Genomic DNA, 26,172 nt, shown 5'->3' with positions numbered 1-26,172 from the left:
TGGGGCGGGCTCGGCTTGCTCTTCCTCGATCAACGGAGGTGGCGGTGGCGGCTCCTGTTCGACTACGGGCTGCGGGACTGCTTGCGGCTCCGGCTCGACCAACGCCAGCTCGACCGCCGACTCGTCGTACACCGGCTCGACCTTCAAGGTCTGGGACTGGATACCCAGTGCAATCAGCACCAGCGCGACCAAGGCCGGGACACTGCCCAGCCACTGACGTACACGAAACAGCAGGTACATGATCAGGACTTACGCGTGGCAATGGACACGGAGGTGAAGCCACCCAGGCGCAGGGTGTCCATCACTTCCACCAGGCGCGAAACCTCCACGCCTTTGTCGCTGTTGACGATGATCGTCGACTTGGTATCGGGCTTTTCTGCCGCCTTCAGCGCCGGTACCAGCGCGGCGACCGAGAGGTCCTTGCCGTCCAGTTGCAACTGGCCTTCCAGGCCCAGGGTGAGGATGAATTTGTTCTGCGGTTTGAGCTGCTGTGAACTGCTGGCGCTGGGCAACTGAGTCTTCATGCCCAGGGCCGGAATCACGTTCAGGCTCACCAGTACGAAAAACACCAGGAGGAACATCATCACGTCGATCATCGGGATCAGTTCGATGTGCGCCTTGCGCTTCTTGGGTTCATCCCAGGTTCTCATTCCGTTACCCCTTATTGAATTAGGGGCAACACGCTAGCAAGCAAAAATGACCGAATGGTTAACTTTAATTGACGGTTTGAAGCCTCTAGGACGCGTCTTTCAGAAAACGTGCCAGTCAGTTTTGGACGTAATGAAACTGACACTCAGGGCATACATGCTTGAGAGATTTATTGTGAGAGCCGGCGCCCATGCCCACCGCATTGCCTCAATTATTGACCCCGCGACTGCTGTTACGCGCACTGGAAATGCATCAGGCCCAGGTGCTTTTCACGCTCGCCAACGGGCCAGGAATCGCCGACAACACGGCGAACATTCCGTCGCCCTACACCTTGGAAAGTGCACAGGATTTCATTGCAGGGATCGCCGACGAATATCGCGCCGCTGGGCTGCTGAACCTGGGGATGCATGTGCGCGGCACCGACGAATTGATCGGCATGGTCAGCCTGCGTATGAATGCTCGGCATCGATATGGCCACTTGGGGTACTGGGTTGCGGCACATGCGCGCAATCAGGGCTATGCGGCGGAAGCGGCGAGCGCGGTGATGGACTTCGGGTTTACCAGGTTCGGATTGCAGCGGGTGGGTAGCCAGTGTTTTGGCCGTAACAAAGAATCGGCACGCGTTATGGAAAAGATCGGTCTGCGCTATGAAGGCTGCATGCGCCAGTCGTTTCTAAAGAACGGCGTGTATGAGGACTTGCTCGGGTTTGCCACCGTGCGTGATGACTGGGAGCGCTGCCTGTGAACGGCGATGTAGACCGCGCTCGGCGCCGAGTACTCGGCGGGCTGGCGGTTGCTACGGTGTTTTCCATCCTCAGCCCGTTTGCGCGCAGTGCCGGGGTGGATTATCCGTTCACCCTGGGCGTTGCGTCCGGTGACCCATTGCCTGATGGCTTTGTGATATGGACGCGCCTGGCGCCGTTGTTCAATGCCGAGGACGGACGCGGTGGATTACAGCGTACGGTGGCGGTGCGTTGGCGGGTGGCCAGCGATGCGGCGATGACACGCATTGTGCAACAGGGCGAGGTGATGGCGACCGGGCGCTTTGCCCATTCGGTACATGTCGAGGTGGCGGGGCTGGCGGCGGGCCGGCCGTACTGGTATCAGTTCGAGGGCCTTGGCGCGCAGAGCCCGATTGGCCAGGCACGCACAACGCCTGCGCGGCATGAGATGGCGTCCGCCCGGCTCGGGTTCGTATCCTGTTCGCATTGGGAGCGCGGGTATTTCAGCGCCTACCGTCATCTCGCTGCCGAGCGGCCCGACCTGGTGTTTTTTCTCGGTGACTATATCTACGACAGCTCCTACGCAGCGGACTCCGGCAAAGTTTTTCGCGCCCACGGCAGCGGTAATGCGGTGAGCTTGAGCGACTACCGCAACCGCTACGCGCTGTACAAGACCGATCCCGATTTGCAGGCCCTGCACGCCGCCGCACCCAGCGTGGCGACCTGGGACGATCACGAAGTGCAGAACGACTATGCCAGCCGCTGGTCCCAGGACCCGAAAATCCCCGTGGCGCAGTTTCTCCAGCAACGGGCGGCGGCTTACCAGGCGTTCTACGAGCATATGCCGTTGCGTGCGAGCAGCGTGCCGAAGGGGCCGGACATGCGCATTTACCGGCGCTTGGACTATGGGCGGCTCGCGCGCTTCCATGTGCTCGACGGCCGCCAGTACCGTTCCGAGCAACCGTGCATCGCGGCCAATGGCAGTCATCAAGGGCATATTGTCACCACCCCCTGCAGCGACTTGCGTGACCCCGCCCGCACCTTGCTCGGGTGGCAGCAGGAAGCCTGGCTGGACCAGGGTTTTGCCCAGTCCCGGGCGCAGTGGAACGTGATCGCCCAGGACTTGCTGGTAGCGCCGCTGCTGCAGCGTGACCTGACGCTCCATAAGGTCGGCCGCTGGACCGATGGCTGGGATGGCTATATGGCCAACCGCAAGCGAATGCTGGCGTCTATCCAGCGCAATCGCGTGAGTAACCCGGTGTTCTGGGGCGGGGATATCCACTCGTTCTGGACCACGGACCTGCACGCCGATGCCCATGACCCAGACTCATCAATCGTGGCGACCGAATTCGTCGGCTCGTCGGTGACCTCCGATGGCCCGCCCTATGAGGCCTTCACGAACATCCTGCCGCTCAATCCCCATGTGAAATTTTTTGACAGTCGCCAGCGTGGGTATGTGTCGGTGGAACTGGACGCGCAGAAGATGCTCACGCACTTTCGCGTGATCAGCGACCCACGCGACCCGGCGGCCACGGTCTCGACGTTGCAATCGTTTGTGGTGGAGCCGGGCAGGGCGGGGGCGCTGGCTGTGTAGCCTGGATTCAAATGGGGGAGGGGGCTTGCCCCCTCCCACATTTTGATCCTCGGTGTGTCAGTTGATTTCGTAGCGTACCGACAGTGCGCCCTTCTTTTCCGAGAGGGTCAGGATCGTCACCTGGCCCAGTTCACTCAGTGCTTGAACATGAGTGCCGCCACAGGCGTATGCCGGCAATTCACCGAAGCCCACTTCTCGGGTGCCTTCTTCCAGCGTCATGTGGCGTGGGTAATCTGCGGCTATCCATCCGTTGACCAGTTGTTGAAGGACCTGCGCATCCATGTCTTGCGCGGCTTCGCCACGGATAAAGGTGATCTTGCCTTCACCGGGCCAATGATGGGCCTTGATCGGCATCCAGCCCAGGCGTTCGCCGGCATTGCCAATCAGATGGCCCGCTGAGTGAAGGCGCGTGTGCAGCGCGCGGCGTTGTGCATCGACCCGCGCAGTGATGGGGCCGGGTTCCAGGGGGTGATTGACGTAATGCACCACATGCGCGGCTTCCTGCATGACACGCAGTACCTGGCTGTCGCCCAGCCATCCGGTGTCGAATGGTTGACCACCGCCTTGAGGATGGAAAATCGTCGACTGCAGGATCACGGCAAATTGCGCTTCGTGCGGCGTGCAGCTGAGCACTTCCAGTTCGGCTGTCAGGTGATCATGGGTGAAAAACAGGCGCTCGGTCATCGTCTACATCCGCATCCAGGTGATGCGGGCAGTATAAGTAGTGCGCTGATGGGTGATAATCCATTCAAATATCAATGGACCTGTGCGTCATGAGCATCAATCTTCCTTTGCCGCTGCTGGGTGAAATGGCGATTTTCGTCAGGGTGGTGGAAACCGGCAGTTTCTCCGAAGCGGCGCGGCAACTGAGCGTTTCACCGTCGGCGGTGAGCCGCAGTATTTCGCGCCTGGAACAGGCACTGGCGACCCGCCTGTTGCAACGCACCACGCGCAAGCTGCGCCTTAGCGAGGGTGGCGAAGAGGTGTTCAAGCGGTGCCGGGAAATGGTCAGCGCGGCGCGTTCGGTCATGGAGATCAGCGGGCAATTTACCCATGAAGCCGAGGGCCTGGTGCGGGTCAGCGTGCCCAAGGCGGTGGGGCGGTTTGTGGTGCACCCGCATATGCCGGCGTTTCTGCGGCGTTATCCCAAGGTGGATGTGCAACTGATCCTTGAGGATCGGCCTGTGGATCTGATCGACGACAATGTCGATCTGAGCATTCGTATCACCGACAGCCCACCGCCCGGTTTGATCGGGCGGCAATTATTGCCGATCGAACATTTGCTGTGCGCGACGCCGCAGTACCTGGCCGAGCATGGCGCGCCGAGCCATCCCCATGATCTGTTGGAGCACAGTTGCATTTATCTGGGTGAAACCCCAGGTGATTCTCGCTGGAAGTTTCGTCAGGGCGCCAAGGCGGTGACGGTCGGCGTGCGCGGGCGGTATGCGGCGAACCACACGGGCGTGCGGCTGGATGCGGTGTTGCAGCATGTGGGGATTGGCAGCTTGCCGTATTTCACGGCGCGGCACGCCTTGGAAGACGGGCGGTTGGTGCAGGTATTGCCGGCGTGGGATTTTATTGCGTCGTACCACGGCGAGGCGTGGTTGTTGCATTCGCCTACGCGGTACTTGCCGCCCAAGTTGCGCGTGTTTATTGATTACCTGGTGGAGTGCATGGCGAAGGAGCCGACACTGCGCAGCCGGTAGAAATGGGGTTAAACATGTGGGAGGGGGCTTGCCCCCGATGGCGATGGTTCAGTCAAAAATGCGCCTACTGGCACTCCCTCATCGGGGGCAAGCCCCCTCCCACACAAGCCATACATTTGCATTTCGGTGTACTGATAATCAGTGCTTGCTCTGGTCATCCGGCATGGCCAGCAACTGCTTTTCCTGGTTCCAGTCGAACGGTTCGTCGTTCAGCTCGGCTTCATAGCGACGTTCTTCGAGGGCCTGGTACAGGTCCAGTTCGTCGTCGGGCATGAAATGCAGGCAATCGCCGCCAAAGAACCACAGCAGGTCGCGCGGTACCAGATGGGCAATCTGCGGGTAGCGCAGGATGACCTGGCTCATCAGGTCCTGGCCCAGGTATTGGCTTTCAATGGGATCGATCGGCAACAGGGCGCGCAGTTCGTCGAAACGTTCCAGAAACAGCGTATGGCTTTCCTCGGGTACCTGTTCGGCTTCGCCGACGGCAACCAGGATGCTACGCAGGTGGTCGAGCAAGACGAGATGATCGGCAACGACATTGGACACGAGATAAGTCCTCTAAAGCAAAAACGGGCGCGAGAGTATATGCCTCTCGCGCCCGTTTTTATATGACCGCCGGTATCAGCGGACCTTACCCTCAGCCTGCACCAGCTCTTGCTTGCTGAAATCATCCACGTCAATCACCTTGCGCCGCGCCGCTTCGGCATCGCGCAGGGTTTGCGCTTCGGCCGGTTGCAGCACGCCGGCGTGCAGCGCGGCATCAATGGCGGACTCACCGGCAGTCGGTTTGACCTGCCCGCTCTTGAGCGCGGTGTGCAGTTTTTTCTGCAGGGGGTGGCTGGCGCCGAGCAGGTCATAGGCATGTTGCAATGCGCCCACCGGGTCTTGCGCCGATTGTGGGCGATAGCACCCAGCCAGCAGCTCTTCCAGGGTCGGGTCGCCCTTGGCGCGGCCGAGCACCGCGGCAACCTCAGCATCCAGAGCGTCGGATGGCCCGGTATGGCGACGCCCGAACGGGAACACGATCACGCGCAACAGGCAGCCCAGGATCTTGTTCGGGAAGTTGCTCAGCAGTTCATCCAGCGCGCGCTCGGACTCGCCAAGGCTTTCTTCCATGGCCCAGGCGAACAGCGGTTCAAGGTGATCCGGCGAATCCAGGTCGTGGTAACGCTTGAGCGCCGCCGATGCCAGGTACATATGGCTCAGCACATCACCCAGGCGCGCCGACAGCCGCTCACGGCGTTTCAACTCGCCGCCCAGCAGCATCATGCTCAGGTCCGCGAGCAGGGCGAACGCGGCGGCCTGACGGTTCAGTGCACGGAAATAACCCTGGCTCAGACGGTTGCCCGGGGCCTTTTCAAAGTGACCAATGCCCAGGTTCAACACCAACGTACTGGCGGCGTTGCTCACGGCGAAGCCGATGTGTTGCATCAGCAGGCCATCGAACTCCTTCAATGCCTGATCACGGTCTTCACGACCGGCCAGGGCCATTTCCTTGAGCACGAACGGATGGCAGCGAATCGCACCCTGGCCGAAGATCATCAAGTTGCGCGAGAGGATATTCGCGCCTTCCACGGTGATGAAGATCGGCGCGCCTTGCCAGCTACGGCCCAGGTAGTTGTTCGGGCCCATGATGATGCCTTTGCCGCCGTGCACGTCCATGGCGTGGCTGATGCACTCGCGGCCGCGTTCGGTGAGGTGGTACTTGAGGATCGCCGACAGCACCGAGGGCTTCTCGCCCAGGTCCACGGCATTGGCGGTGAGCATGCGCGCGCTGTCCATCAGCCAGGCGTTGCCGCCGATGCGCGCCAGGGCTTCCTGGATGCCTTCGAAGGCCGACAGCGGCACGTTGAACTGTTCACGGACCTGCGCGTACTGGCCTGTCACCAGGCTGGTGAACTTGGCGGCGCCGGTGCCCACCGCAGGCAGGGAAATCGAACGCCCCACGGACAGGCAGTTCATCAGCATCATCCAGCCCTTGCCCAGCATCTCCTGGCCGCCGATGAGGAATTGCAGAGGAATGAAGACGTCCTTGCCCGAGTTGGGGCCATTCATGAACGCGGCGCCCAGGGGCAGGTGGCGGCGGCCGATTTCGACGCCGGGGGTGTCGATAGGGATCAGCGCGAGACTGATGCCCAGGTCTTCCTCCTCGCCCAGCAGGTGGTCCGGGTCATGGGCCTTGAATGCCAGGCCGAGCAGGGTCGCGACCGGGCCGAGGGTGATGTAGCGCTTTTCCCAGTTCAGGCGCAAGCCGAGGGTTTCCTTGCCTTCCCATTCACCTTTGCAGATGACGCCGGTGTCGGGCATGGCGCCGGCATCGGAGCCGGCCAGCGGGCCGGTCAGGGCGAAACACGGGATATCGTCGCCACGCGCCAGGCGCGGCAGGTAATGGTTGCGTTGCTCGTCGGTGCCGTAGTGCAGCAGCAGCTCGGCAGGGCCCAGGGAGTTGGGCACCATCACGGTGGAGGCCAGGTCGCCGCTGCGGGTCGCCAGTTTCATCGCGACCTGGGAGTGCGCATAGGCGGAGAAGCCCTTGCCGCCGTACTCCTTGGGGATGATCAGCGCGAAGAAACCATGGGTCTTGATGTGCTCCCAGGCGGCGGGGGGCAGGTCCATGGCCTGGCCGATTTCCCAGTCGCTGACCATGGCGCAGAGCTCTTCGGTGGGGCCGTCGAGGAACGCCTGTTCTTCTTCAGTCAGTTGCACCTTGGGGTAGGCCAGCAATTTGTCCCAGTCGGGGCGCCCGCTGAACAGTTCGCCGTCCCACCATACGGTGCCGGCGTCGATGGCGTCGCGCTCGGTTTCGGACATGGGCGGCAAGACTTTCTGGAACCAGCTGAACAGCGGCTTGGTGAAGTATTGGCGGCGCAGGTCGGGCAGCAACAGGGGCACGGCCACGATGGCGATCAACACCCAGAAAACCAGCAGCAGCCAACCCGGTGCATGGCTCCAGGCGCCCATCGCCAACAGGTAAACGGCGACCACACCCAAGGCGGGCAGGGGCGCGGTGCGGCGGTGTGCCAGGTAGGCAATGCCGACCACCAGAACCAGTATCCACAACAACAGCATATTCAATCCTCCGTGAAACCAGGGCGAAACCACCAGGGAGCTTAGACGGCGTCCGGCCAAGCGGGGTGATCAGGGTGTTACAAGTTGTACTGGGGATAGCCATCAGTGCGCTATGTACCTGAGTCCCAGCCGCTTCATCGATAGTGACCGCCCTGTGGTGGTGGAGTTCGCCCAGAAACGTCGCGGAACCCATGGGGATTTATATGACCAGGCAGTCAGTCTTCACCACGCTGCGTGTAAGGCTGTGCATTGCGCTGACTCAATACCAGGCGTCATGCACAGTGATTTGAGCCACGTGTGAACCGGCGTATGCTGCGGCGTTCATCAAGCCCATGTTCAACAACGATAAGGCGCGGTCATGCTGAAAATCTGGGGTCGTAAAAATTCATCAAACGTCAGGAAAGCACTGTGGTGCGCCGAGGAGCTCGGCCTGGACTATGAGGCAATTGATGCGGGCGGGGCGTTTGGTGTGGTCGACACCCCGCAGTACCGGGCCTTGAACCCCAATGGCCGGGTGCCGATGATCGAAGATGGCGACTTTGTACTGTGGGAATCCAACACTATCGTGCGCTACCTGTGCGCCAAACACGCGTCGGATTTTTACCCCAGTGACCTGCAAATCCGGGCCAGCGCCGAGAAGTGGATGGACTGGACCACGTCGACGCTCGCCGATCCGTTCAAAGCGGTGTTCTGGGGCATCCTGCGTACACCCCCCGAAAAGCGCAACTGGGACAGTATCAATGCCGGGCGCCAAGCCTGCATCGATGCGCTCAGTACCGTCGAACAGGCCCTGGCCGCGCAACCGTACCTCTCCGGGAAGGCGTTCGGCATGGGCGATATCCCCCTGGGCTGCTTTATCTACGCCTGGTTCGAGATGCCTATCGAACGCCCGGCAATGCCCAACCTGGAGGCCTGGTACCAGCGCCTGCAACAACGTCCGGCCTACCGCAGGGCAGTGATGACCGCGTTGACCTGATACACACTATTAATACAGGTGACTGTACTTGTGTGGCGCGGGCACGCACCATGCTCGCACCCCATCGCAGGTTGAACTACCTGCGATGCGCCCTCATCTATTGTTTCTATTCTTTTCTTTGGTGCGTAATCCGATATGAGTTCCGCTCTGTCCATCCGGCAGCTAACCAAAACCTACGGCAACGGTTTCCAGGCCCTGAGTGGTATCGATCTGGACGTTGCCGAAGGTGACTTCTTCGCCTTGCTCGGCCCCAACGGTGCCGGCAAATCCACCACCATCGGTATCCTCTCGACCCTGGTCAACAAGACCAGCGGCACGGTGAATATCTTCGGTCATGACCTGGACAAATCCCCGGCGGCGCTCAAGCGCTCGATCGGCGTGGTGCCCCAGGAATTCAATTTCAACCAGTTTGAAAAGACCTTCGACATCGTTGTGACGCAGGCCGGCTACTACGGCATCCCGATGAAAATCGCCAAGGAACGCGCCGAACAGTACCTGACCCAACTGGGCCTGTGGGACAAGCGTGACGTGCCTTCGCGCTCGTTGTCCGGTGGCATGAAGCGGCGTCTGATGATCGCCCGCGCGCTGGTGCATGAACCGCGTCTGCTGATCCTCGACGAACCCACCGCAGGCGTGGACATCGAGTTGCGTCGGTCGATGTGGACCTTTCTCACTGAGCTGAACGAGAAGGGCATCACCATCATCCTCACCACGCACTACCTCGAGGAAGCCGAACAGCTGTGCCGCAACATCGGCATCATCGACCACGGCACCATTGTCGAGAACACCAGCATGCGCAACCTGCTGGGCCAGTTGCATGTGGAAACTTTCCTGCTCGACCTGAAGAACAATCTGTCGGCGCCGCCGCAACTGTTGGGCTACCCGAGCCGTCTGGTGGACAGCCACACGCTGGAAGTCCAGGTGGACAAAGCCATGGGTATCACCGCGCTGTTCAGCCAACTGGCGACCCAGAACATCGAGGTATCGAGCCTGCGTAACAAAACCAATCGCCTTGAGGAGTTGTTCGTGTCCCTGGTGGAGAAAAATCTGGCGAAGGTGGCGGTATGAGTTCTGAACTGCAACCCAACCTCGTCGCGCTGCAGACCATCGTCTACCGCGAGGTGAAGCGCTTTACCCGAATCTGGCCGCAGACCCTGCTGCCCCCGGCGATCACCATGGTGCTGTACTTCGTGATCTTCGGTAACCTGATCGGTCGGCAAATCGGTGACATGGGTGGTTTCACCTACATGGAGTACATCGTGCCGGGCCTGATCATGATGTCGGTGATCACCAACTCCTACGGCAACGTGGTGTCGAGCTTCTTTGGCAGCAAGTTCCAGCGCTCCATTGAAGAGCTGATGGTTTCACCGGTGTCGCCGCACACGATCCTGATCGGCTATACCTTGGGCGGCGTGCTGCGCGGCTTGATGGTGGGCGTGATCGTGACCTTGCTGTCGTTGTTCTTCACCCACCTGCAAGTGCATCACCTGGGCGTCACCATTCTGGTGGTAGTGCTGACGGCGACGATCTTTTCGCTGCTGGGCTTCATCAATGCCGTGTTTGCGCGCAACTTCGATGATATTTCGATCATCCCGACGTTCGTACTCACGCCGCTGACCTACTTGGGCGGGGTGTTCTACTCCATCACGTTGCTGCCGCCGTTCTGGCAGACCGTGTCCCTGGCCAACCCGGTGCTGCACATGGTCAACGCCTTCCGCTACGGCATCCTGGGGGTGTCGGATATCAAGATCAGCGTGGCGATCACCTTCATGATCGTTGCCACCATCGTCTTGTACGTCGGATGCGCGCGGTTGCTGGTCAGCGGGCGTGGGATGCGTACGTAATACTGGTTAAACGCGGTTAAAAATGTGGGAGGGGGCTTGCCCCCGATAGTGGTGTGTCAGCCAGCTCATCTGCAGCTGACACACCGTCATCGGGGGCAAGCCCCCTCCCACATTTGTTTTGTGCAAGGCTTTAGTTTGTCAGTGCCAAGTCGATCAGGGCATGCAGCTCTTCGATGCTCAGGGGCTCTGTCGAGAACAGAATTCGGAATACCGTGGGTGCCGCGAGCAGGTTGATCAGGCGATCCACGCTGGGGGCTGCCTGCTCCGGGTAACATTGTCTTGTATATCGGTTGTGTGCGGTTGCTGGTCAGCGGGCGTGAGATGCATACGAAAGACGGCTTCTACTCGGTCAAAATGTGGGAGGGGGCTTGCTCCCGATAGTCGTATATCAGCACAGATAAACTGACTGACATACGGCTTTCTAGAGTCGCCCTCTCCTGAGTTTCTTGAGCACGATATTTAATTGTTAAGCCAGCGTGACGTTCAAGAACCTTGTTTTAGACAGTAGGGTTTGATTACCTGCTCGGTCGGTCATGCTGTACGTGATCTGCTTCAGGCCCGGCCCTGCGTCCAGTATCTGCTGCTTGGAGTAATTGACTTTGATAGGTCCGGTGATTGGAATGCTTCCAGTTGTTCCTGTGTCATCGCCGAAGTCGTAACGGAGGTCGAAAGTATCTCTGGGTCTGGAATCCACAGGCCTTGGCATCTCCAGTGTCAACCCTCCGTGTCTGTCCAAGTATTCTCGTGTCACCTCTGCGTTGGGTAAGTCGTCGGGCAAGATAATCGCTTCCGGTTGTTTTTCGTAATTGGGGTCCATGGCATCAACAAATAGCACGACGGGGTCGCACGTTGACGTCTGTGATGTGGCATGAGGCGTGACTGAGTATATGAATTTTTTATAGCCGTGGACCTGCAAGTGCGGAGTACGTAGCAAGATCTTTTTGTTACCCTCGATAGGCCCTTCAAACACTTCAATGTGTACCCTGCGATCATCAATATCGACGCAGACCTGATCAAAATAGCCTGGCTCGGTGGCTGCATTTTTCCAATGTGGAAACTCTACTGGTAAACCATTAATAGAATGGTACTGTCGGATTACATTGCGTTGATCGTCGCCTTCGATATCAGGCAATGTGTCAATGATGGGCGGCAAGGCTGTATCACTGGTGGTTTCTGAGGAATCAGCCTTTCTCAAGTGATCAAACGGGGCTGGCATGCTTCGTACTCCTGGCGCTGAATAATGTAAGGGCTACACCTTCTCTGCCCGTGCTTACAGCAATGTGTGATCAGTTAATAATAATTACGTAATGGGCGTAACTGTGAAGGTTCACAGGTCAGGGTCAATGGCGCTGTGTTGCAGCGCAGTCGTAGGTCGTCACTACCGCGCTCCAGAGAATGGATTTAATCAATATTGGTAAAATAGATAAGCAATAGAGATATTACCCGTTATATAGATATTCGATACGCTTCTATGATGGCCGCAACCTCATGCGAGGAAGAGGATTGCCATCATGACCTGCTCGACAACCACCAGCTATAAACCCTTCAGCCACCTGACCCGTCCCCGGGAAGTGATTCGCCAGTTCACCCCGAACTGGTTTGCCGCGACCATGGGCACCGGCGTGCTGGCGCTGGCCCTGGCGCAACTGCCGGTCAATCTGCCCGGCTTGCATGCGGTTGCCGAAGGCCTGTGGATGTTCACCATCGGCTTGTTCGTCTTGTTCAGCGTCCTGTATGCCGCGCGTTGGGTGATGTTTTTCCACGAGGCGCGCCGGATTTTCGGGCATTCGACGGTCTCGATGTTTTTCGGCACCATCCCCATGGGCTTGGCCACTCTTCTCAATGGTTTGCTGCTGTTCGGACTGCCGCGTTGGGGCAGCGATGTGATTCCCCTGGCCGAAGCCCTGTGGTGGCTGGACGTGGTCATGGCGTTGGCCTGTGGTGTGTTGATTCCGTTCATGATGTTCACCCGCCAGGAACACAGCATCGACCAGATGACTGCGGTGTGGCTGCTCCCGGTGGTGGCCGCCGAAGTCGCCGCCGCCAGCGGTGGCCTGCTGGCGCCGCACCTGGCGGATGCCCATGGGCAACTGGTGATGCTGGTGACCAGTTACGTACTCTGGGCGTTCTCCCTGCCGGTCGCCTTCAGCATCCTGACCATCCTGATGCTGCGCATGGCCCTGCACAAACTGCCCCACGCCAATATGGCGGCGTCGAGCTGGCTGGCGCTGGGCCCCATCGGCACCGGTGCCCTGGGCATGTTGCTGCTGGGCGGCGATGCGCCCGCGATCTTCGCCGCCAATGGCCTGCCGGGTGTCGGCGAAATGGCCAACGGGCTTGGTCTGGTGGCAGGCATCACCCTGTGGGGCTTCGGCTTGTGGTGGATGTTGATGGCGGTGTTGATCACCCTGCGTTACCTGCGCGCCGGTATTCCGTTCAACCTGGGCTGGTGGGGCTTTACCTTTCCGCTGGGGGTTTACGCGCTGGCCACGCTCAAGCTAGCAGGCCTGCTGCACCTGGGGTTCTTCAGCGTATTGGGCAGTGTGCTGGTGGTGGCTCTGGCGCTGATGTGGCTGATCGTGGCCAAGCGCACGGTGCAGGGCGCCTACAAAGGCGAGCTTTTTGTTTCGCCGTGCATTGCGGGGTTAGCGAATAAGTAAGCAGGATTAGGTAAAGTCGTGGCCTGATCAATAACAGGCCACGCAGGAACACGGACGATGAGCCATCCCTCACAATTCACCTTGCTGCGCACACGGCGTTTCCTGCCGTTTTTCATCACCCAGCTGCTGGGCGCTTTCAACGATAACATCTTCAAGCAATCGCTGATTCTGGCGATTCTCTACAAGCTCACCATCGAGGGCGACCGTTCCATCTGGGTCAACCTGTGCGCCTTGCTGTTCATCCTGCCGTTCTTCCTGTTCTCGGCGTTGGCCGGGCAGTTTGGCGAGAAATTCAACAAGGACGCGTTGATCCGCGCGATCAAGCTCGGTGAAATCGTGATCATGGCCGTGGGCGCCACCGGTTTTCTATTCAACCACCTGGCGTTGATGCTGTTGGCACTGTTCGCCATGGGCACCCATTCGGCGCTGTTCGGCCCGGTGAAATATTCGATCATGCCCCAGGCTCTGCATGACGATGAGCTGGTCGGCGGCAACGGTCTGGTGGAAATGGGCACGTTCCTGGCGATTCTTGCCGGCACCCTCGGCGCGGGCATCATGATGTCGTCCACCCATTACGCGCCGGTAGTGGCCGTGGCGATTGTCGGCGTGGCGGTGCTGGGGTACCTGGCCAGCCGCAGCATTCCACGGGCGGCGGCTTCCACCCCGCAATTGCGCCTGGACTGGAATATCTTCACCCAGTCCTGGGCCACGTTGTGCATGGGCCTGGGACAGACCCCGGCGGTGTCGCGGTCCATTGTCGGCAATTCCTGGTTCTGGTTCGTCGGCGCGATCTACCTGACGCAGATTCCGGCCTACGCCAAGGAATGGTTGTATGGCGACGAAACCGTCGTCACCCTGATCCTCACCGTGTTCTCGGTGGGGATCGCCCTGGGCTCGATGCTCTGCGAAAAGCTCTCGGGCCGTAAGGTGGAAATCGGCCTGGTGCCGTTCGGCTCGTTCGGCCTGACGGTGTTCGGCCTGCTGCTCTGGTGGCATTCCGGCGGCTTCCCCCAGAATGTCCAGGCCAACGACTGGCTGGCAGTGCTCGGCTACGGGCAAGCCTGGTGGGTGTTGTTCGATATCCTCGGCCTGGGCGTGTTCGGCGGCTTCTACATCGTGCCGCTGTACGCACTGATTCAGTCGCGCACCGCCGAAAACGAGCGCGCGCGCGTGATCGCGGCCAACAACATTCTCAATGCACTGTTCATGGTGGTGTCGGCCATCGTGTCGATCCTGCTGCTGAGCGTGGCCAGGCTGTCGATCCCCGAGTTGTTCCTGGTGGTGTCGCTGCTCAACATCGCGGTCAATACCTACATCTTCAAGATCGTGCCCGAGTTCACCATGCGCTTCATGATCTGGCTGCTCAGCCATTCCATGTACCGCGTCGAGCACCGCAACCTGGAGCGGATTCCGGATGAAGGCGCGGCCTTGCTCGTTTGCAATCATGTATCGTTTGTCGATGCGTTGCTGATTGGTGGCGCAGTGCGTCGGCCGATTCGTTTCGTCATGTACTACAAGATCTACCGCTTGCCGGTGCTCAACTTTATCTTCCGCACTGCCGGGGCGATTCCGATTGCCGGGCGTCACGAAGACATCCAGATCTACGAAAAGGCCTTCACGCGGATTGCCGAATACCTGAAGGACGGCGAGCTGGTGTGCATCTTTCCGGAAGGCAAGTTGACCGGCGATGGTCAGATGAATGAGTTTCGCGGTGGCGTGACGCGGATTCTGGAAGAGACACCGGTACCGGTGATTCCGCTGGCGTTGCAGGGGTTGTGGGGGAGCTTTTTCAGTCGTGATCCACAAAAAGGCGTGTTTCGGCGGTTTTGGTCGCGCGTGACATTGGTCGCCGGTCAACCGGTCACTGTGCCCGTTGCGACGCCTTCACAACTGTATGAATTGGTCAATGAACTACGGGGAGCCGTACGCTAGCTTGACCTATGCTGCGATGGCTGCGCCGGCCAATGCCGGTACAGCCACATGGACCAGGGCTGAATGCGGCTTATCTTTTTTGCCTGTAAGACGCAACGTCAACTCAAAAGGTAATTTGGACTGTTTGAGATTTTCCCTACATTTAACTTCTGTAAGCACCTCTAGCATTACAAAAACACGTCAGTTGGAACAAACAGCGCTCGACTGTTTAGAAGCGGCTGTGCAGGCGTGTGTTAATAATGGCAAAGGTGTGAAATGCAACTTCCAGAAATCAAGCACAGCGTCTCTATTGATGAGTTGTACGAGCAGTCACCCGTGGGTGCCAATTTGTCGAAAGTGGATAATCTGGCGGCGAGATGGCTAGGGTTGTCTTTAGCCGTGACATGGTACGAATTCGAAAAGAAACTGAATGCCACCCCCATCGTTCGGTCCATCAATGAGCGCACTATTACTCTTGTTGAGTATAGAGATTTTCTCATCAATATGTGCTATCACGACGGTCCGCGCTGGATGCTCCGTGCGGCGTCAAATATGGACGAGGGGCATGAAGTCATTCGCAATGCGCTCATCGCACACGTGAGTCGCGAGCACCAGGATTTCCATCTGCTTGAGCGAGACTACGTCGCCGTGGGCGGCGATCTAAAGAACATCACTCAGTACCCGCGCAATATCGGTTATGAAGCATTGTCCGCTTATGTATTCCAGCAAACCAGTACGCCAAATCCCCTTCCTGCATTCGGTGTGACCTTCATTATTGAAGGTGTGGGGAGAAAGCTGACCGGTCGATGGGCGCAAAATCTGAAACAGGCGCTAGCGCTCACGGATAAGCAAATGAGTAATTTGATCTATCACTCATGCAACGATGCAGGCCACTACGAGGGTTTCATCAAAATGATTGCCTCGCCTTACATTACGCCATCAGTCGCGTTTCAAATTGCACGTGTAGCACAAGTGGCGAGCCGCCTCTATGTCTTGCAATTCGAAGAGATGGGCAGTTTCTAAGTGTTATCGGTGCAGGGTGGAGGAGAGTGCTTTGAATTGTGAAAAACGCGCCGCCTATATTACGTCCCTTGGCGCCTTTCTGCCTAATGATCCCGTTCACAACGACGATATTGAAAAGCACCTTGGCTTAGTTAATGGCAACCCCAGTCGTTATAAGGACTTAATATTAAATGCCAATGGGATAGTCCAGCGCTATTATGCGTTTGATCGCCAAGGTCAGCAAACACACCTGAATGAGCAGCTTGCTGCAAATGCCGTTCAGGATGCTTTGCGCAAAGGGGGGCTGTCTATCGATCAGATCGAGATGCTTGCTACTGCGACGACCTGTCCCGATCTGATTGTCCCGGGATTTGCCTCGATGGTACATGGCCGCCTGGGCGGCGGACCCATGGACATTCTTTCGGCAGGGGGCGTATGCGTCTCCAGCATGGCCGCTCTTAAAAGTGTGAATAATTCGATTTTGGCAAACGAGCATGATATTGCGGTGGCGGTAGGTTCTGAACTGGCATCCGTCGCTTTACAAGGAAGCCGTTTCGAAAAAGAAAGTCAGATCAGTGCTCCGCGCGGTCAGGAAGCGTCATACCAATATTTCAACGCTGACTTTTTACGGTGGATGTTATCAGACGGTGCTGGCGCAGCGGTTGTCCAAAGCACGCCGCGTGAAAGAAGTATCTCGTTGAAGATCGAATGGATAACGTTGAATTCCTACGCGCATAAATACCCTGCGTGCATGTACTTGGGAAGTACGAAGACGAAGAACCTGCAGGCTGGCGATACGTACCAATCCTACAAGACTATTTCCCAGGCCGAAGAAGCGGGATTGATGCTGCTTCGCCAGGATACCGACTTACTGGCAAAGGGCTTGTCCGGGTCGGTATTGGTAGAGACTGAAAAATTAATGGCGCGGGGCATGATCAAGCCCGACGAGATCGATCACTTTCTCCCGCATATCAGCTCGTATTTCTTTTTTGAAGAGCTGGTCAAAGCCTATTTGGATATTGGCTTTACGGTGCCCACGCAAAAGTGGTTTACCAATCTGGCAAGCAAGGGAAATGTCGGCTCCGCCAGTATTTATCTCATGTTGGAGGAGGCACTCGGCAACGGCATGTTCAAAGCTGGTGACAAAGTGTTGTGCATGGTGCCTGAGTCGGGTCGGTTTTCGATTGCCTACGCTTTGTTGACGTGTGTGGAAGGCTGAACATGCATCACATCAACTCGCTGGGGGGAATGCTGCAGGAAAGGGCGATTGTAAATGCCGGGCAACCAGCCTACACGTTTCATGATTATTCCCTTTCACAATCGTACAGCCTGACGTTTGCGCAATTGGATGCCCGAGCCAGGAGAATTGCCAGTTATCTGACTGAGCATGGCATGCAGGGTCGCAATATATTGCTGGTATTTCACGCGGGGCTGGATTTTATTGAGGCATTCTTCGGGTGTCTCTATGCAGGCGCTGTCCCGGTTCCGTTATCTGCGCCTCTGACGACAGCGGATAAAATGCGTCTGACGGCCGTTGCAAGGGATGCTCGGTCAACCTTCGTTCTGAGCGCTGCCGGATTAGTATCTGCGGTCAACCACGTTTTGCAATCAGATGGACTTTCATATGTCCAGGTTATTGATTTGGCAGGCCTGGATAATGTCGAGTGGGACCGCTCAGGTTTCTCTGTGAAATATAATGAGTTAGCGCTTATTCAATATACGTCCGGGTCCACTGGCGTCGCAAAGGGCGTCATGCTCACCCATGAAAATATTCTGACTAACCAACGTGCCATACAGCAGGCCTTTGAACATGACGAGCGCGCAGTGGTGGTTGGCTGGTTGCCTATGTTTCACGATATGGGCTTGATTGGAAATGTGCTGCAGCCTCTTTTCTTAGGCGCACATAGCATAGTGTTCAGCCCTCTGGCCTTTGTGCAAAACCCGTTGCGCTGGCTTCAGCTGATTTCGGACTACCGGGCCACGACCTCGGGCGGGCCTAATTTTGCGTATGCGATGTGCACCCGGCGTATCGACACAGCTGACAGGTCTGGTATCGATCTGAGCAGTTGGAGCCTGGCGTTCACGGGCGCAGAAACCATTCGCAAACCAACCCTTGAAGGTTTCTGCGAGAAATTCTCTCGATGGGGCTTCAACAAGAAGGCCTTTTACTCGTGTTACGGTCTTGCCGAAGCCACTCTTTTTGTCACCAGGAGCACCAAGCTGAGTGACGTCAACAGCTTGTATATAGATGGTCGGAAACTACGAGAGCATAGCGTCGTGCCAGTTGACCCTGGTAGTGCTCATGGTATTGAAGTCAGCAGTTGCGGTTACCCACGACACGGTCATAAGGTGAACATCGTCAACCCCGAAACCAGCGTGCTCTGTGAAGAGCGTCAAGTGGGTGAGGTCTGGCTAAGCAGTGACAGCAACGCTAAAGGTTATTGGCCAGGCGCCACCGACGCGTGTCAAGCATTCCAATCGAAAATAGCAAGTTTGCCCGAATACTATTTACGCACAGGAGATCTAGGCTTTATAGAGCGCGGTGAGCTGTATATAACCGGACGGATCAAAGACCTTATTATCGTGCGTGGGAAAAATCGGTACCCACAGGACATAGAGCACACCGTCGAGTCCCATCCGGACATTCGAGATGACAGCTGTGCTGCACTAGGCATCGAAGTGGCGGGCGAAGAGCGACTGGTCGTGCTGATCGAGTTGAGGCCGCGCTCCGCTGATCAACTGTCTATTTTGGCTGCGGATATACGCGAATTAATCACCCGGCAGCACGGCATAAGCCCTGATGACATAGTGTTCGTCAAGCCCAATCGACTGTTCAGAACTTCAAGCGGAAAGTTGCAGCGGTTTAAATGCAGGGAACTCTATCTCACTCCGTCGCCAAGCAAGACTGACCTAGACCATTGAATTCTAAAAATCACGCCGCTCACCTGTCTTGAAGAAACAGTGGGTGAGGCGTTTCAGATGTCTGGAGTATTTGATGAAACGTGTACCCAGCCTTCCGGATGAGCATGAACTTGACTTGCCCGGAATTGAACAGCAGTACGACGGGCCCTTGGCACGTCGCTTTGAGCAGCCTCAGAGCAGAATGATCGACCGGGTGCTTGCCGGTGTCGTTACCTTTGTTCCGGTTATCGCAGTCATGCTTGCCATTTACTTGCACGTTATTGGCTGGTACCAGATTGGAATGGTTGAAATAGGCATGTTGCTGATGATGCATGCCATTGCCGTGTGTGGCGTTGAACTCGGGTTTCATCGCCTATTCGCTCATAAGTCATATAGCGCCAAACGGTGGCTCAGGATTTGTCTGGCGGGCATGGGGTCCATGGGGTTTCAAGGGCCGGTCATATGGTGGGCGGCGATACACCGCAAACATCATATCCATAGCGATCGCCCTAACGATCCACATTCCATGTATATAAGGCCAGGCGGGACCACTGTCTATAACGAAGGGTTCTGGCAGCATATGAAAGGCTTTTGGCATTCACACGTGGGATGGATCTGGACGCCGTTGAGCATTCGCGCTCCCGGATGGAATCGATACGTGAAGGACCTGTACAAGGACCCCGATATCCTGCACGTCCACGTCAATTACATTTATTGGCTGGCGGCCGGTTTTGTCATTCCGGGAGTGCTGTCCGGACTTATTTACATGAGTTGGCAAGGCGTCGTGCTGGGAATTCTGTGGGGAGGGTTTGTGCGCATTTTTGTGATGAACCATCTGACGTATTGGAGTATTAACACGCTGTCTCACAGCGTGGGCTCACGCCCCTACCGCACCGCCGACCGCAGTACAAACTCTATTCCCTTGCTGATGGCCGTGCCCACACTCGGACAAAGTTATCACAATAACCATCATGCGTTTCCTTACTCAGCACGCATGGCCTATGAATGGTATGAGCTGGACTTGGGGTTGGGTATTTTAAATGTACTTAAAGCGTGCGGTCAGGTTTCCGATATGCGGCAGCCTTCCAAAGAAAAGCGTGACGCAAAAAAGACACGGCCTTAATACGTTCATATTTTTTACGGCATCCAAACGACAACTGGGCTATGAGGCGCTATAAAAATGGCAATCGTGCTGGAACGGGAAGTTATTGAAGAGTTTTTACTTGAGTCATTGGCGGATTTGCTTGAGGTTCCGGCGACGGAGCTGGCGACCGATGTGGCCTTCGATCGCTACGGTATTGATTCTGCGTCTGTGGTCGAGTTGACCGCGAAATTGCAAACGCTGGTCGGTCGTAAGCTGGACGCCACGCTGCTATACGATCACCCAACGATTGAAACGCTGAGTACGTACCTGGCGAGCGATGGAGAATAAGATGCCCCATTCTGCGAAGTTCGGGTCATCCGAGCGTGCCATACAAGCGCATTATGATCTGAGCAATGAGTTTTATAAGCTTTGGCTGGATGACGCCATGGTGTATTCCGGTGCGATGTTTTCATCTGAGTCAGACTCATTGGAACACGCTCAGATCAATAAACTTGATCATCATATCCGGGCCTCGGGCGCGGACACGGCGCGTTCGGTTTTGGACATAGGTTGTGGTTGGGGGGCGGCGTTATCGCGGGTCGTTGCGACCTGTGGCGCTGAACGGATTACCGGGCTGACGCTCAGCAATGCTCAGGCCGACTACATAGCCGAGTTGGGCCTTGGTGGGTGTGAAGTTCGCGTTGAAAATTGGCAGGACCATTACCCGCTCGAACCGTACGACAGCATTATCTCGATAGGTGCTTTCGAGCACTTTGCGAAACTGGATGACAGCCAAGCCCAGAAGCTGGAGTCATACAAGGCGTTTTTCAAACATTGTCAGGATGCACTGCTGGTGCCCGGTGGGTATATGTCTGTTCAAACGTTCGCGTATGGCTCCCGAAAGCCCCGTCAAGAGATGGTGGGCACCCGGGCGACAGCGTTCTTATCCAAGGAGATTTTTCAAGAAACCGATCCTCCGCATTTGCTGGATATTGTCCAAGCGGTTCAAGGACATTTTGAAATTGTCGAATTACGCAACGACCGATCTGATTATGTAAATACCTTGCGTGAGTGGATTTCGCGTCTTGATACCCACCGCGAGAGAGCAATCGAGCTGGTCGGTTTGGATCAGGTCGAAACCTATGAACGCTACCTTAAATATTCCATTCTCGGTTTTCAGAGCGGAAACCTGGATCTTTATCGGATTAAATTGAAGTGCCTGGATAAACCCTGGACGTCCACGCGATGAGTTTTTCCGTAAGGGGGGCGTGATGACTGGCGACTTTAAATTATTGAGCGTCGTGCACCAGCAAGGGGTGGACTTTGTCACGATAAACAATCCTCCTGTCAACCTGCTCGATGCCCAGTTGACGGACGAGTTGCTCCGCTACACCGCCCGGCAAGCAGAGTGTTCGAACGTTAAGGTAATTGTGTTCAACAGTGCGGACCCGGATTTTTTCATCGCCCGTGCGGATCTGCAGTTGTTCCAGAATTATCGCGATGAGGTGGCCAACCAGGCACTGCTGTCGATGTATGAGTTGATTGAACGCTTTCACGCCTGGGGGAAGGTCACCATCGGACAGCTCGCTGGCCGTGCCAGCGGCGCTGGCAGTGAGTTCCTGATGGCGCTTGATATGCGCTTTGCAGCGATTGGCAAAGCGTTTATCCGGCACCCGGAAGTGTCGCTGGGGTTGTTGCCCTGTAAAGGAGGAACGCAATTATTGCCGCGCCTCGTCGGTCGGTCCCGCGCGCTGGAAATGATGCTCAGCGGTCAATTTTATAATGCCGAGCAACTTGAAGCTTATGGCTATGTGAATCGCGCTGTAATGCCTGTGGCGCTGGATGCTTATGTGCGAAAGCTGGCAATACGTATCGCCAGCGCGCCTGCGGCGGCTATTGCGAATGCCAAGAGGGCCGTCAATTTGTCAACGGACCTGGATCATTCGTTGTTTGCCGATGAACATCGTCTGTTTCATGAAGTCGTTGGCAGCCCTGACTGTCAGCAGCGGGTTGGACAATTTCTCAAGCATATCAACGCGTCGCGCCAGACGGAGCTGGAGATGGACACGCGGCAATGGGGCCGGTAATGGAGCGTATCGCGATCATCGGTATGTCGCTGCGCTTGCCCGGCGCCAATGATGCTGAGCAATATTGGCAGAACTTGTGCGAGGGCAAAGACTGCATCACCGCAGTGCCTGCCGATCGGTGGAACAATGCCTATATTCCGCCACTGCATCATCGGGACAGACGTTCATCAGCGGCGACGCAGTGGGGGGGCTTCCTGGAGGGTATCGATCAGTTCGACGCTGCCTTTTTCAATATCAGCCCGCGTGAGGCAGAAAAGCTAGACCCCCAGCAGCGCCTGTTGCTGGAGATGAGTTGGCACTTGATTGAGCGTACTCATTACACAGCGTATTCGCTGCGCGGTAGTAACACCGGTGTGTTCATCGGCGCCAGTGGTTGGGACTTCAATAAAATCCTCAATCGCGATATTAATTTGATGGAAGGGTATGTAGGCACTGGGTCAACGCTCAGCCCCCTGGCCAATCGCATCTCCTATCAGTTTGATTTTCAGGGCCCCAGCATGGTGGTGGATACCGCGTGTTCATCTTCCCTGAGCGCGATACATCTGGCGTGTGCACATTTGAACGCAGGGGAATGCGATTTGGCCATCGCCGGCGGCATCAATGTAATCCTGGCCCCGGAAACCAACCTGGCCTTCGCTGCGGCTGGATTCATGTCGCCTACCGGCCGGTGCCAAACCTTTTCGGCAAGCGCCGATGGTTACGTGCGTAGCGAGGGGGCAGGATTGGTCATGTTGAAACCCTATGCGCGAGCGTTGGCCGAAGGTGACGAAATCCTGGGGATCATACGTGGCAGTGCGATCAATCAGGACGGCATGACAAATGGCCTGACGGCTCCCAGCGCCAAAGCACAAGAACAGGTAATCGCGCGCGCACTACGTCAAGCCGCAGTGCAGCCGCAGGACGTCAGTTATATCGAAACCCATGGCACGGGTACGCCGTTGGGTGATCCGATCGAGATAAAAGCGTTGTCCAAGGTATATGGTGGAGGGCAGGCTTCAATCGTTACGCCCTGTCTTCTGGGCGCGGTCAAAGCCAATATCGGCCATTGCGAGTCCGGCGCGGGCATGGCGGGCTTGTTAAAGATTCTGCTGATGTTCAAGCATCAATTGATCCCACCGCAAATTCATATCGGTCAATTGAATCCGTTGATTGATGAGTTTCTGGATCACACGCGGCTGAAGATAGTGACGGCACTCAGCGCATGGCAACCGGACAACAAGCGCATTGCGGGCCTGAGTGCCTTCGGGTTCGGCGGTACCAATACGCATATGGTGCTGGAAGAACCCCCGGCCGCCTGTGCAGGTGAGAGGTCCTGGGTTGAGGGCGCCGGGGTGCTGAAGATAACCGCACACTCTGAGTATTCCATCAAAGCCATTGCGCGTGCTTATGCTGATTATTTAAAGCCGACGCATAGAGGTGCGCAGACGCTCACCTACACCGCCAATCGTTACAGGGCCGATTTATCCATACGCAAGGCCATTGCTTTCTTGAACAAGGCGGATTTGTGCGAAAAACTGCGCTCATTTTCCAATGGCGCTGATAGGCCGAAGGCGTTTGGGAAGAGGCCCAAGTGTGTATTTCTCTTCACCGGCCAGGGTTCCCATTACCCAGGCATGGGGACAATGCCATATGCCGCCTTCGAGGTATTTCGCCAGGCCATTGATGAGTGCGAAGCGATCACGATGGCTAATCACGGTTTGTCGATCAAGACGCTGGTATTGGAATCAGACACAGCGGTGTTGCGAAAAACAATAAATTGCCAGCCTGCCATTTTTTGTCTGGAGTATGCCCTGGCCAAGTTATGGATCTCCTTGGGTGTCAAGCCCAGGTACTTGATCGGGCATAGTCTTGGTGAATACGCAGCGTGCTGCATTGCCCAGGTATTTTCCTTGGCTGACGCGTTGCGCCTGGTCGTTTCCCGAGCGCGATTGATGGAGCAAATGACGGCGCCGGGGGCGATGCTCTGCGTTTTGGCGAGCACCCGTGATGTTGAAGCGCTGCTTGAGCGCTGCTGTTTTGAACCTGAGCAGGCAGTGGTGATTGCCGCAGACAACAGCCAGCATCAAACAGTCGTCAGCGGGCCGTTGCCGGCGGTGAAACGATTCCAATGCCTGCTCGATACTCTTCCTATGCAATGGGTTGAGTTGCGAGTGGAAAAAGCCTTTCATTCCCCCTCCATGTTGCCGGCGTCTCTTGCCTTTGAGGCGGTGGCAGCGTCGGTCACCTATGGTGCGCCGCAAGTCCCCATCATCGCCAATCTCACAGGGCTACCGGCAGATGGCGGCACGTTCAATGCCGACTATTTTTGTCAACATATGCACCAGCGAGTACGGTTTCGCGAGAGCATTGAAAACTTACTGGGTAAGGGAACATATATAGGACTGGAGGTCGGGCCGGGTGCCGCGTTGAATGCCGTATGCCAGCCATTTTCCAGGTTTGCGATGTGTTCATCGTTGGCCAAAGAAACGCAAACTCAGCTTTATCGTGCAGTGAGTTGGTTATACGAGCGCGGCGTACCTATTGAGTGGGCGGCCTTGTGTGCCTCTGCGGCACCGCGCCCAGAACCGGTGATGGATATCCCGGTATATGCTTTCGAGCGTACCTCCTTTCGACCGGTCTTCAGTGACGCGCCGGTTATGCTGATCCCGCAAAACGGTCCCAACACGGGGATCGTATTCAGTCAGCCGTTTTTTACACCGACCATCGCACCAGGCGCGGCAGGGCTTGCGGACTCGGCGCCCAAGGTCGGTGAGCCCCAGGGGCGGGCAGCACATGATATGACTTCGATCATCGCCCTCAGTCTGGGACTCGAGGCGCAAACCCTGGACAAAACAGCCAGTTTCCGGATGCTCGGGCTGACCTCTTTCATGGCGGTTGAGTTACTGCTGAAGATCAAATCGACTTTCGGTCTGGATTTAAAACCTCAGGATTTGTTCGAGCATCATTCAGTCGCCAGGCTGGAAGCTTTCATACAGCAGTCCCTGACTCACCCTGCAGCAGCGTACACCGCGCCAGTACCCGAGCTGCCTGCCGCCCATCTCAGTGCGAGCAGACATCAAGTGCGCTTCATGGATAGGGAGCTGCTGATCAATGGTTATCGGATCAATGTCTGTCAGTGGGGCGAGGACCGGCAACCGGCTGTCTTACTCATCCACGGGCTACTTGACCAGGCTTATAGCTGGCACGATATGGCGCTGCATCTGGTGGCTGCCGGTTATCGCGTGATTGCCCCAGACCTGCGCGGGCACGGGCTTTCTTCGCATATAGAAGACGGGAAGGGCTACCAACTGGTGGACTACGTCAGCGATATCACCCTTCTTTGCGACGCGCTCGCACTCACCCAGGTGCATGTGGTTGGCCACTCCTTGGGTTCGGTACTCGCGGCCCTGTTCGCCAATCAAAATCGGCAATGGGTTAGAACGCTGTTTCTGCTGGAAACCTTCATTCCGCCCACCGTCGATGTCTTGGACATGGAGCTTCAGATTGCCAAAGAGCTGCATCATCTACGTACAACACCCAGCCAGCCGTTGATACGCAGCGTCGCCGAGGCAGTCCAACTTATCAAAATGAGCTATATGACCGTTTCCGACTCGTTTGCCCGTCAGTTGTGTGAGCGTGTGTTGTCTGGCGATGATGAACACGGTTACCGATGGCGTTGGGATGCACGTTTGCGCTCGCGTGTAGGACTGCGTTTTCACGGGCTGCGCAAGCATTACGTTGATCTGCTCAACGGCATCTCGGCGCCTGCCGCTCTGTATTTCGGCCAGAAGAGCAACTTTTCTTCGGCCGCCGAGAAGACCGCCCTGCAGCGTTCGCTGGCTGATTGCCAAGTGATCAATTTTGATGCAGGGCACAATATTCAGATCGAGTGCGCGAACGAACTTGCCCAGCATATCTTGCAAACCCTGGGTGCCCTGGAGCGCACGTGAGCTGATTAATTACTGAGGCAAGTTGCAGCGGGTGCTGCG

General features: G+C 56.9%; 21 protein-coding genes and 3 pseudogenes. 17 read left to right on the top strand and 7 right to left on the bottom strand.

Annotated features, from left to right (window positions below):
- Together BFQ04_RS12800 and BFQ04_RS12795 are read right to left on the bottom strand one after the other, a co-directional pair.
- A pseudogene (locus tag BFQ04_RS12800) lies at positions 1-240 on the bottom strand (energy transducer TonB); the annotation flags it as partial.
- Positions 241-242: 2 nt separating this feature from the next.
- Positions 243-650 (bottom strand): ExbD/TolR family protein, encoded by a 408-nt coding sequence (locus BFQ04_RS12795; RefSeq protein ID WP_065951144.1) that lies wholly within the window; start codon positions 648-650, stop codon positions 243-245.
- Between the two features lie 188 nt (positions 651-838).
- Here BFQ04_RS12795 and BFQ04_RS12790 point away from each other — a divergent pair, with 188 nt between their 5' ends.
- Positions 839-1,393 carry a GNAT family N-acetyltransferase gene (locus BFQ04_RS12790; RefSeq protein ID WP_065951143.1) on the top strand — a complete coding sequence of 185 codons (555 nt, stop codon included), beginning with the start codon at positions 839-841 and terminating at the stop codon, positions 1,391-1,393.
- Positions 1,390-2,964 (top strand): alkaline phosphatase D family protein, encoded by a 1,575-nt coding sequence (locus BFQ04_RS12785; RefSeq protein WP_065951142.1) that lies wholly within the window; start codon positions 1,390-1,392, stop codon positions 2,962-2,964. Before BFQ04_RS12790 ends, BFQ04_RS12785 begins: the two co-directional genes overlap by 4 nt.
- 57 nt (positions 2,965-3,021) lie before the next feature.
- Here the strand turns inward: BFQ04_RS12785 and BFQ04_RS12780 are convergent, their stop codons facing one another.
- Positions 3,022-3,648, bottom strand: coding sequence for a hypothetical protein (locus BFQ04_RS12780; protein WP_065951141.1), 627 nt, complete (start codon positions 3,646-3,648; stop codon positions 3,022-3,024).
- Positions 3,649-3,737: 89 nt separating this feature from the next.
- On the opposite strand from BFQ04_RS12780, the gene BFQ04_RS12775 reads away from it, so the two are divergent.
- Complete coding sequence (locus tag BFQ04_RS12775) at positions 3,738-4,670, top strand: LysR family transcriptional regulator (protein ID WP_065951140.1); 933 nt, start codon at positions 3,738-3,740, stop codon at positions 4,668-4,670.
- A gap of 138 nt (positions 4,671-4,808) precedes the next feature.
- Here BFQ04_RS12775 and BFQ04_RS12770 read toward each other — a convergent pair whose 3' ends face one another.
- Positions 4,809-5,216, bottom strand: a complete 408-nt coding sequence (locus BFQ04_RS12770) for a PA2817 family protein (RefSeq protein ID WP_065951139.1) — start codon at positions 5,214-5,216, stop codon at positions 4,809-4,811.
- 75 nt (positions 5,217-5,291) lie between these two features.
- On the bottom strand, positions 5,292-7,739 hold the full coding sequence (locus BFQ04_RS12765; RefSeq protein ID WP_065951138.1) for an acyl-CoA dehydrogenase: 2,448 nt from the start codon (positions 7,737-7,739) through the stop codon (positions 5,292-5,294).
- A 112-nt stretch (positions 7,740-7,851) separates the two neighbouring features.
- On the opposite strand from BFQ04_RS12765, the pseudogene BFQ04_RS29990 reads away from it, so the two are divergent.
- The 4 genes and pseudogenes from BFQ04_RS29990 to BFQ04_RS12750 all read left to right on the top strand — a co-directional run.
- A pseudogene (locus BFQ04_RS29990) lies at positions 7,852-7,986 on the top strand (cysteine protease); the annotation flags it as partial.
- A 111-nt stretch (positions 7,987-8,097) separates the two neighbouring features.
- Positions 8,098-8,715: a glutathione S-transferase family protein gene (locus tag BFQ04_RS12760; RefSeq protein WP_065951137.1), complete on the top strand. Its 618-nt coding sequence runs from the start codon at positions 8,098-8,100 to the stop codon at positions 8,713-8,715.
- A gap of 135 nt (positions 8,716-8,850) precedes the next feature.
- On the top strand, positions 8,851-9,783 hold the full coding sequence (locus BFQ04_RS12755) for an ABC transporter ATP-binding protein (RefSeq protein ID WP_065951136.1): 933 nt from the start codon (positions 8,851-8,853) through the stop codon (positions 9,781-9,783).
- Complete coding sequence (locus BFQ04_RS12750; protein WP_065888200.1) at positions 9,780-10,559, top strand: ABC transporter permease; 780 nt, start codon at positions 9,780-9,782, stop codon at positions 10,557-10,559. The genes BFQ04_RS12755 and BFQ04_RS12750 overlap by 4 nt, the downstream gene beginning before the upstream one ends.
- Before the next feature lie 130 nt (positions 10,560-10,689).
- On the opposite strand, the pseudogene BFQ04_RS28585 reads toward BFQ04_RS12750, so the two are convergent.
- Positions 10,690-10,830: pseudogene (locus BFQ04_RS28585) on the bottom strand (TetR family transcriptional regulator); the annotation flags it as partial.
- 195 nt (positions 10,831-11,025) lie between these two features.
- Positions 11,026-11,775 carry a hypothetical protein gene (locus BFQ04_RS12745; RefSeq protein WP_065951135.1) on the bottom strand — a complete coding sequence of 250 codons (750 nt, stop codon included), beginning with the start codon at positions 11,773-11,775 and terminating at the stop codon, positions 11,026-11,028.
- Between the two features lie 295 nt (positions 11,776-12,070).
- On the opposite strand from BFQ04_RS12745, the gene BFQ04_RS12740 reads away from it, so the two are divergent.
- The 10 genes from BFQ04_RS12740 to BFQ04_RS12695 all read left to right on the top strand — a co-directional run bounded on the left by BFQ04_RS12740 (position 12,071) and on the right by BFQ04_RS12695 (position 26,133).
- Positions 12,071-13,219 carry a TDT family transporter gene (locus BFQ04_RS12740; RefSeq protein ID WP_065951134.1) on the top strand — a complete coding sequence of 383 codons (1,149 nt, stop codon included), beginning with the start codon at positions 12,071-12,073 and terminating at the stop codon, positions 13,217-13,219.
- 57 nt (positions 13,220-13,276) lie between these two features.
- Entirely contained in the window at positions 13,277-15,151 is a 1,875-nt protein-coding gene (locus BFQ04_RS12735) for an MFS transporter (RefSeq protein ID WP_065951133.1), read from the top strand.
- Positions 15,152-15,406: 255 nt separating this feature from the next.
- Positions 15,407-16,153, top strand: coding sequence for a hypothetical protein (locus BFQ04_RS12730; protein ID WP_065951132.1), 747 nt, complete (start codon positions 15,407-15,409; stop codon positions 16,151-16,153).
- 31 nt (positions 16,154-16,184) lie between these two features.
- Positions 16,185-17,351, top strand: coding sequence for a StlD/DarB family beta-ketosynthase (locus BFQ04_RS12725; RefSeq protein WP_065951131.1), 1,167 nt, complete (start codon positions 16,185-16,187; stop codon positions 17,349-17,351).
- A gap of 2 nt (positions 17,352-17,353) precedes the next feature.
- Positions 17,354-19,054 carry a fatty acyl-AMP ligase gene (locus BFQ04_RS12720; protein ID WP_065951130.1) on the top strand — a complete coding sequence of 567 codons (1,701 nt, stop codon included), beginning with the start codon at positions 17,354-17,356 and terminating at the stop codon, positions 19,052-19,054.
- A 73-nt stretch (positions 19,055-19,127) separates the two neighbouring features.
- Entirely contained in the window at positions 19,128-20,156 is a 1,029-nt protein-coding gene (locus BFQ04_RS12715; protein WP_083217978.1) for an acyl-CoA desaturase, read from the top strand.
- Positions 20,157-20,213: 57 nt separating this feature from the next.
- Positions 20,214-20,465, top strand: coding sequence for an acyl carrier protein (locus BFQ04_RS12710; protein WP_065951129.1), 252 nt, complete (start codon positions 20,214-20,216; stop codon positions 20,463-20,465).
- A 1-nt stretch (position 20,466) separates the two neighbouring features.
- On the top strand, positions 20,467-21,366 hold the full coding sequence (locus BFQ04_RS12705; RefSeq protein ID WP_083217977.1) for a class I SAM-dependent methyltransferase: 900 nt from the start codon (positions 20,467-20,469) through the stop codon (positions 21,364-21,366).
- Between the two features lie 22 nt (positions 21,367-21,388).
- Positions 21,389-22,204: an enoyl-CoA hydratase/isomerase family protein gene (locus BFQ04_RS12700; RefSeq protein ID WP_065951127.1), complete on the top strand. Its 816-nt coding sequence runs from the start codon at positions 21,389-21,391 to the stop codon at positions 22,202-22,204.
- On the top strand, positions 22,204-26,133 hold the full coding sequence (locus BFQ04_RS12695; protein ID WP_175413280.1) for a type I polyketide synthase: 3,930 nt from the start codon (positions 22,204-22,206) through the stop codon (positions 26,131-26,133). Before BFQ04_RS12700 ends, BFQ04_RS12695 begins: the two co-directional genes overlap by 1 nt.
- The last annotated feature ends 39 nt before the right edge of the window (positions 26,134-26,172 follow it).

The organism is Pseudomonas sp. 37 R 15 (assembly GCF_900004865.1).
GTDB lineage: Bacteria > Pseudomonadota > Gammaproteobacteria > Pseudomonadales > Pseudomonadaceae > Aquipseudomonas > Aquipseudomonas fluorescens_AM.
Note: the sequence above shows the minus strand (reverse complement) of the source record. Positions and strands in the feature narration are given on the sequence as shown.

What these genes read in the sequence shown, in the direction of transcription:
- BFQ04_RS12795 (WP_065951144.1), bottom strand. Translation starts at nt 650, where the DNA reads ATGAGAACCTGGGATGAACCCAAGAAGCGCAAGGCGCACATCGAACTG.
- BFQ04_RS12790 (WP_065951143.1), top strand. Translation starts at nt 839, where the DNA reads ATGCCCACCGCATTGCCTCAATTATTGACCCCGCGACTGCTGTTACGC.
- BFQ04_RS12780 (WP_065951141.1), bottom strand. Translation starts at nt 3,648, where the DNA reads ATGACCGAGCGCCTGTTTTTCACCCATGATCACCTGACAGCCGAACTG.
- BFQ04_RS12775 (WP_065951140.1), top strand. Translation starts at nt 3,738, where the DNA reads ATGAGCATCAATCTTCCTTTGCCGCTGCTGGGTGAAATGGCGATTTTC.
- BFQ04_RS12765 (WP_065951138.1), bottom strand. Translation starts at nt 7,739, where the DNA reads ATGCTGTTGTTGTGGATACTGGTTCTGGTGGTCGGCATTGCCTACCTG.
- BFQ04_RS12760 (WP_065951137.1), top strand. Translation starts at nt 8,098, where the DNA reads ATGCTGAAAATCTGGGGTCGTAAAAATTCATCAAACGTCAGGAAAGCA.
- BFQ04_RS12755 (WP_065951136.1), top strand. Translation starts at nt 8,851, where the DNA reads ATGAGTTCCGCTCTGTCCATCCGGCAGCTAACCAAAACCTACGGCAAC.
- BFQ04_RS12750 (WP_065888200.1), top strand. Translation starts at nt 9,780, where the DNA reads ATGAGTTCTGAACTGCAACCCAACCTCGTCGCGCTGCAGACCATCGTC.
- BFQ04_RS12745 (WP_065951135.1), bottom strand. Translation starts at nt 11,775, where the DNA reads ATGCCAGCCCCGTTTGATCACTTGAGAAAGGCTGATTCCTCAGAAACC.
- BFQ04_RS12740 (WP_065951134.1), top strand. Translation starts at nt 12,071, where the DNA reads ATGACCTGCTCGACAACCACCAGCTATAAACCCTTCAGCCACCTGACC.
- BFQ04_RS12735 (WP_065951133.1), top strand. Translation starts at nt 13,277, where the DNA reads ATGAGCCATCCCTCACAATTCACCTTGCTGCGCACACGGCGTTTCCTG.
- BFQ04_RS12730 (WP_065951132.1), top strand. Translation starts at nt 15,407, where the DNA reads ATGCAACTTCCAGAAATCAAGCACAGCGTCTCTATTGATGAGTTGTAC.
- BFQ04_RS12720 (WP_065951130.1), top strand. Translation starts at nt 17,354, where the DNA reads ATGCATCACATCAACTCGCTGGGGGGAATGCTGCAGGAAAGGGCGATT.
- BFQ04_RS12715 (WP_083217978.1), top strand. Translation starts at nt 19,128, where the DNA reads ATGAAACGTGTACCCAGCCTTCCGGATGAGCATGAACTTGACTTGCCC.
- BFQ04_RS12710 (WP_065951129.1), top strand. Translation starts at nt 20,214, where the DNA reads ATGGCAATCGTGCTGGAACGGGAAGTTATTGAAGAGTTTTTACTTGAG.
- BFQ04_RS12705 (WP_083217977.1), top strand. Translation starts at nt 20,467, where the DNA reads ATGCCCCATTCTGCGAAGTTCGGGTCATCCGAGCGTGCCATACAAGCG.
- BFQ04_RS12700 (WP_065951127.1), top strand. Translation starts at nt 21,389, where the DNA reads ATGACTGGCGACTTTAAATTATTGAGCGTCGTGCACCAGCAAGGGGTG.
- BFQ04_RS12695 (WP_175413280.1), top strand. Translation starts at nt 22,204, where the DNA reads ATGGAGCGTATCGCGATCATCGGTATGTCGCTGCGCTTGCCCGGCGCC.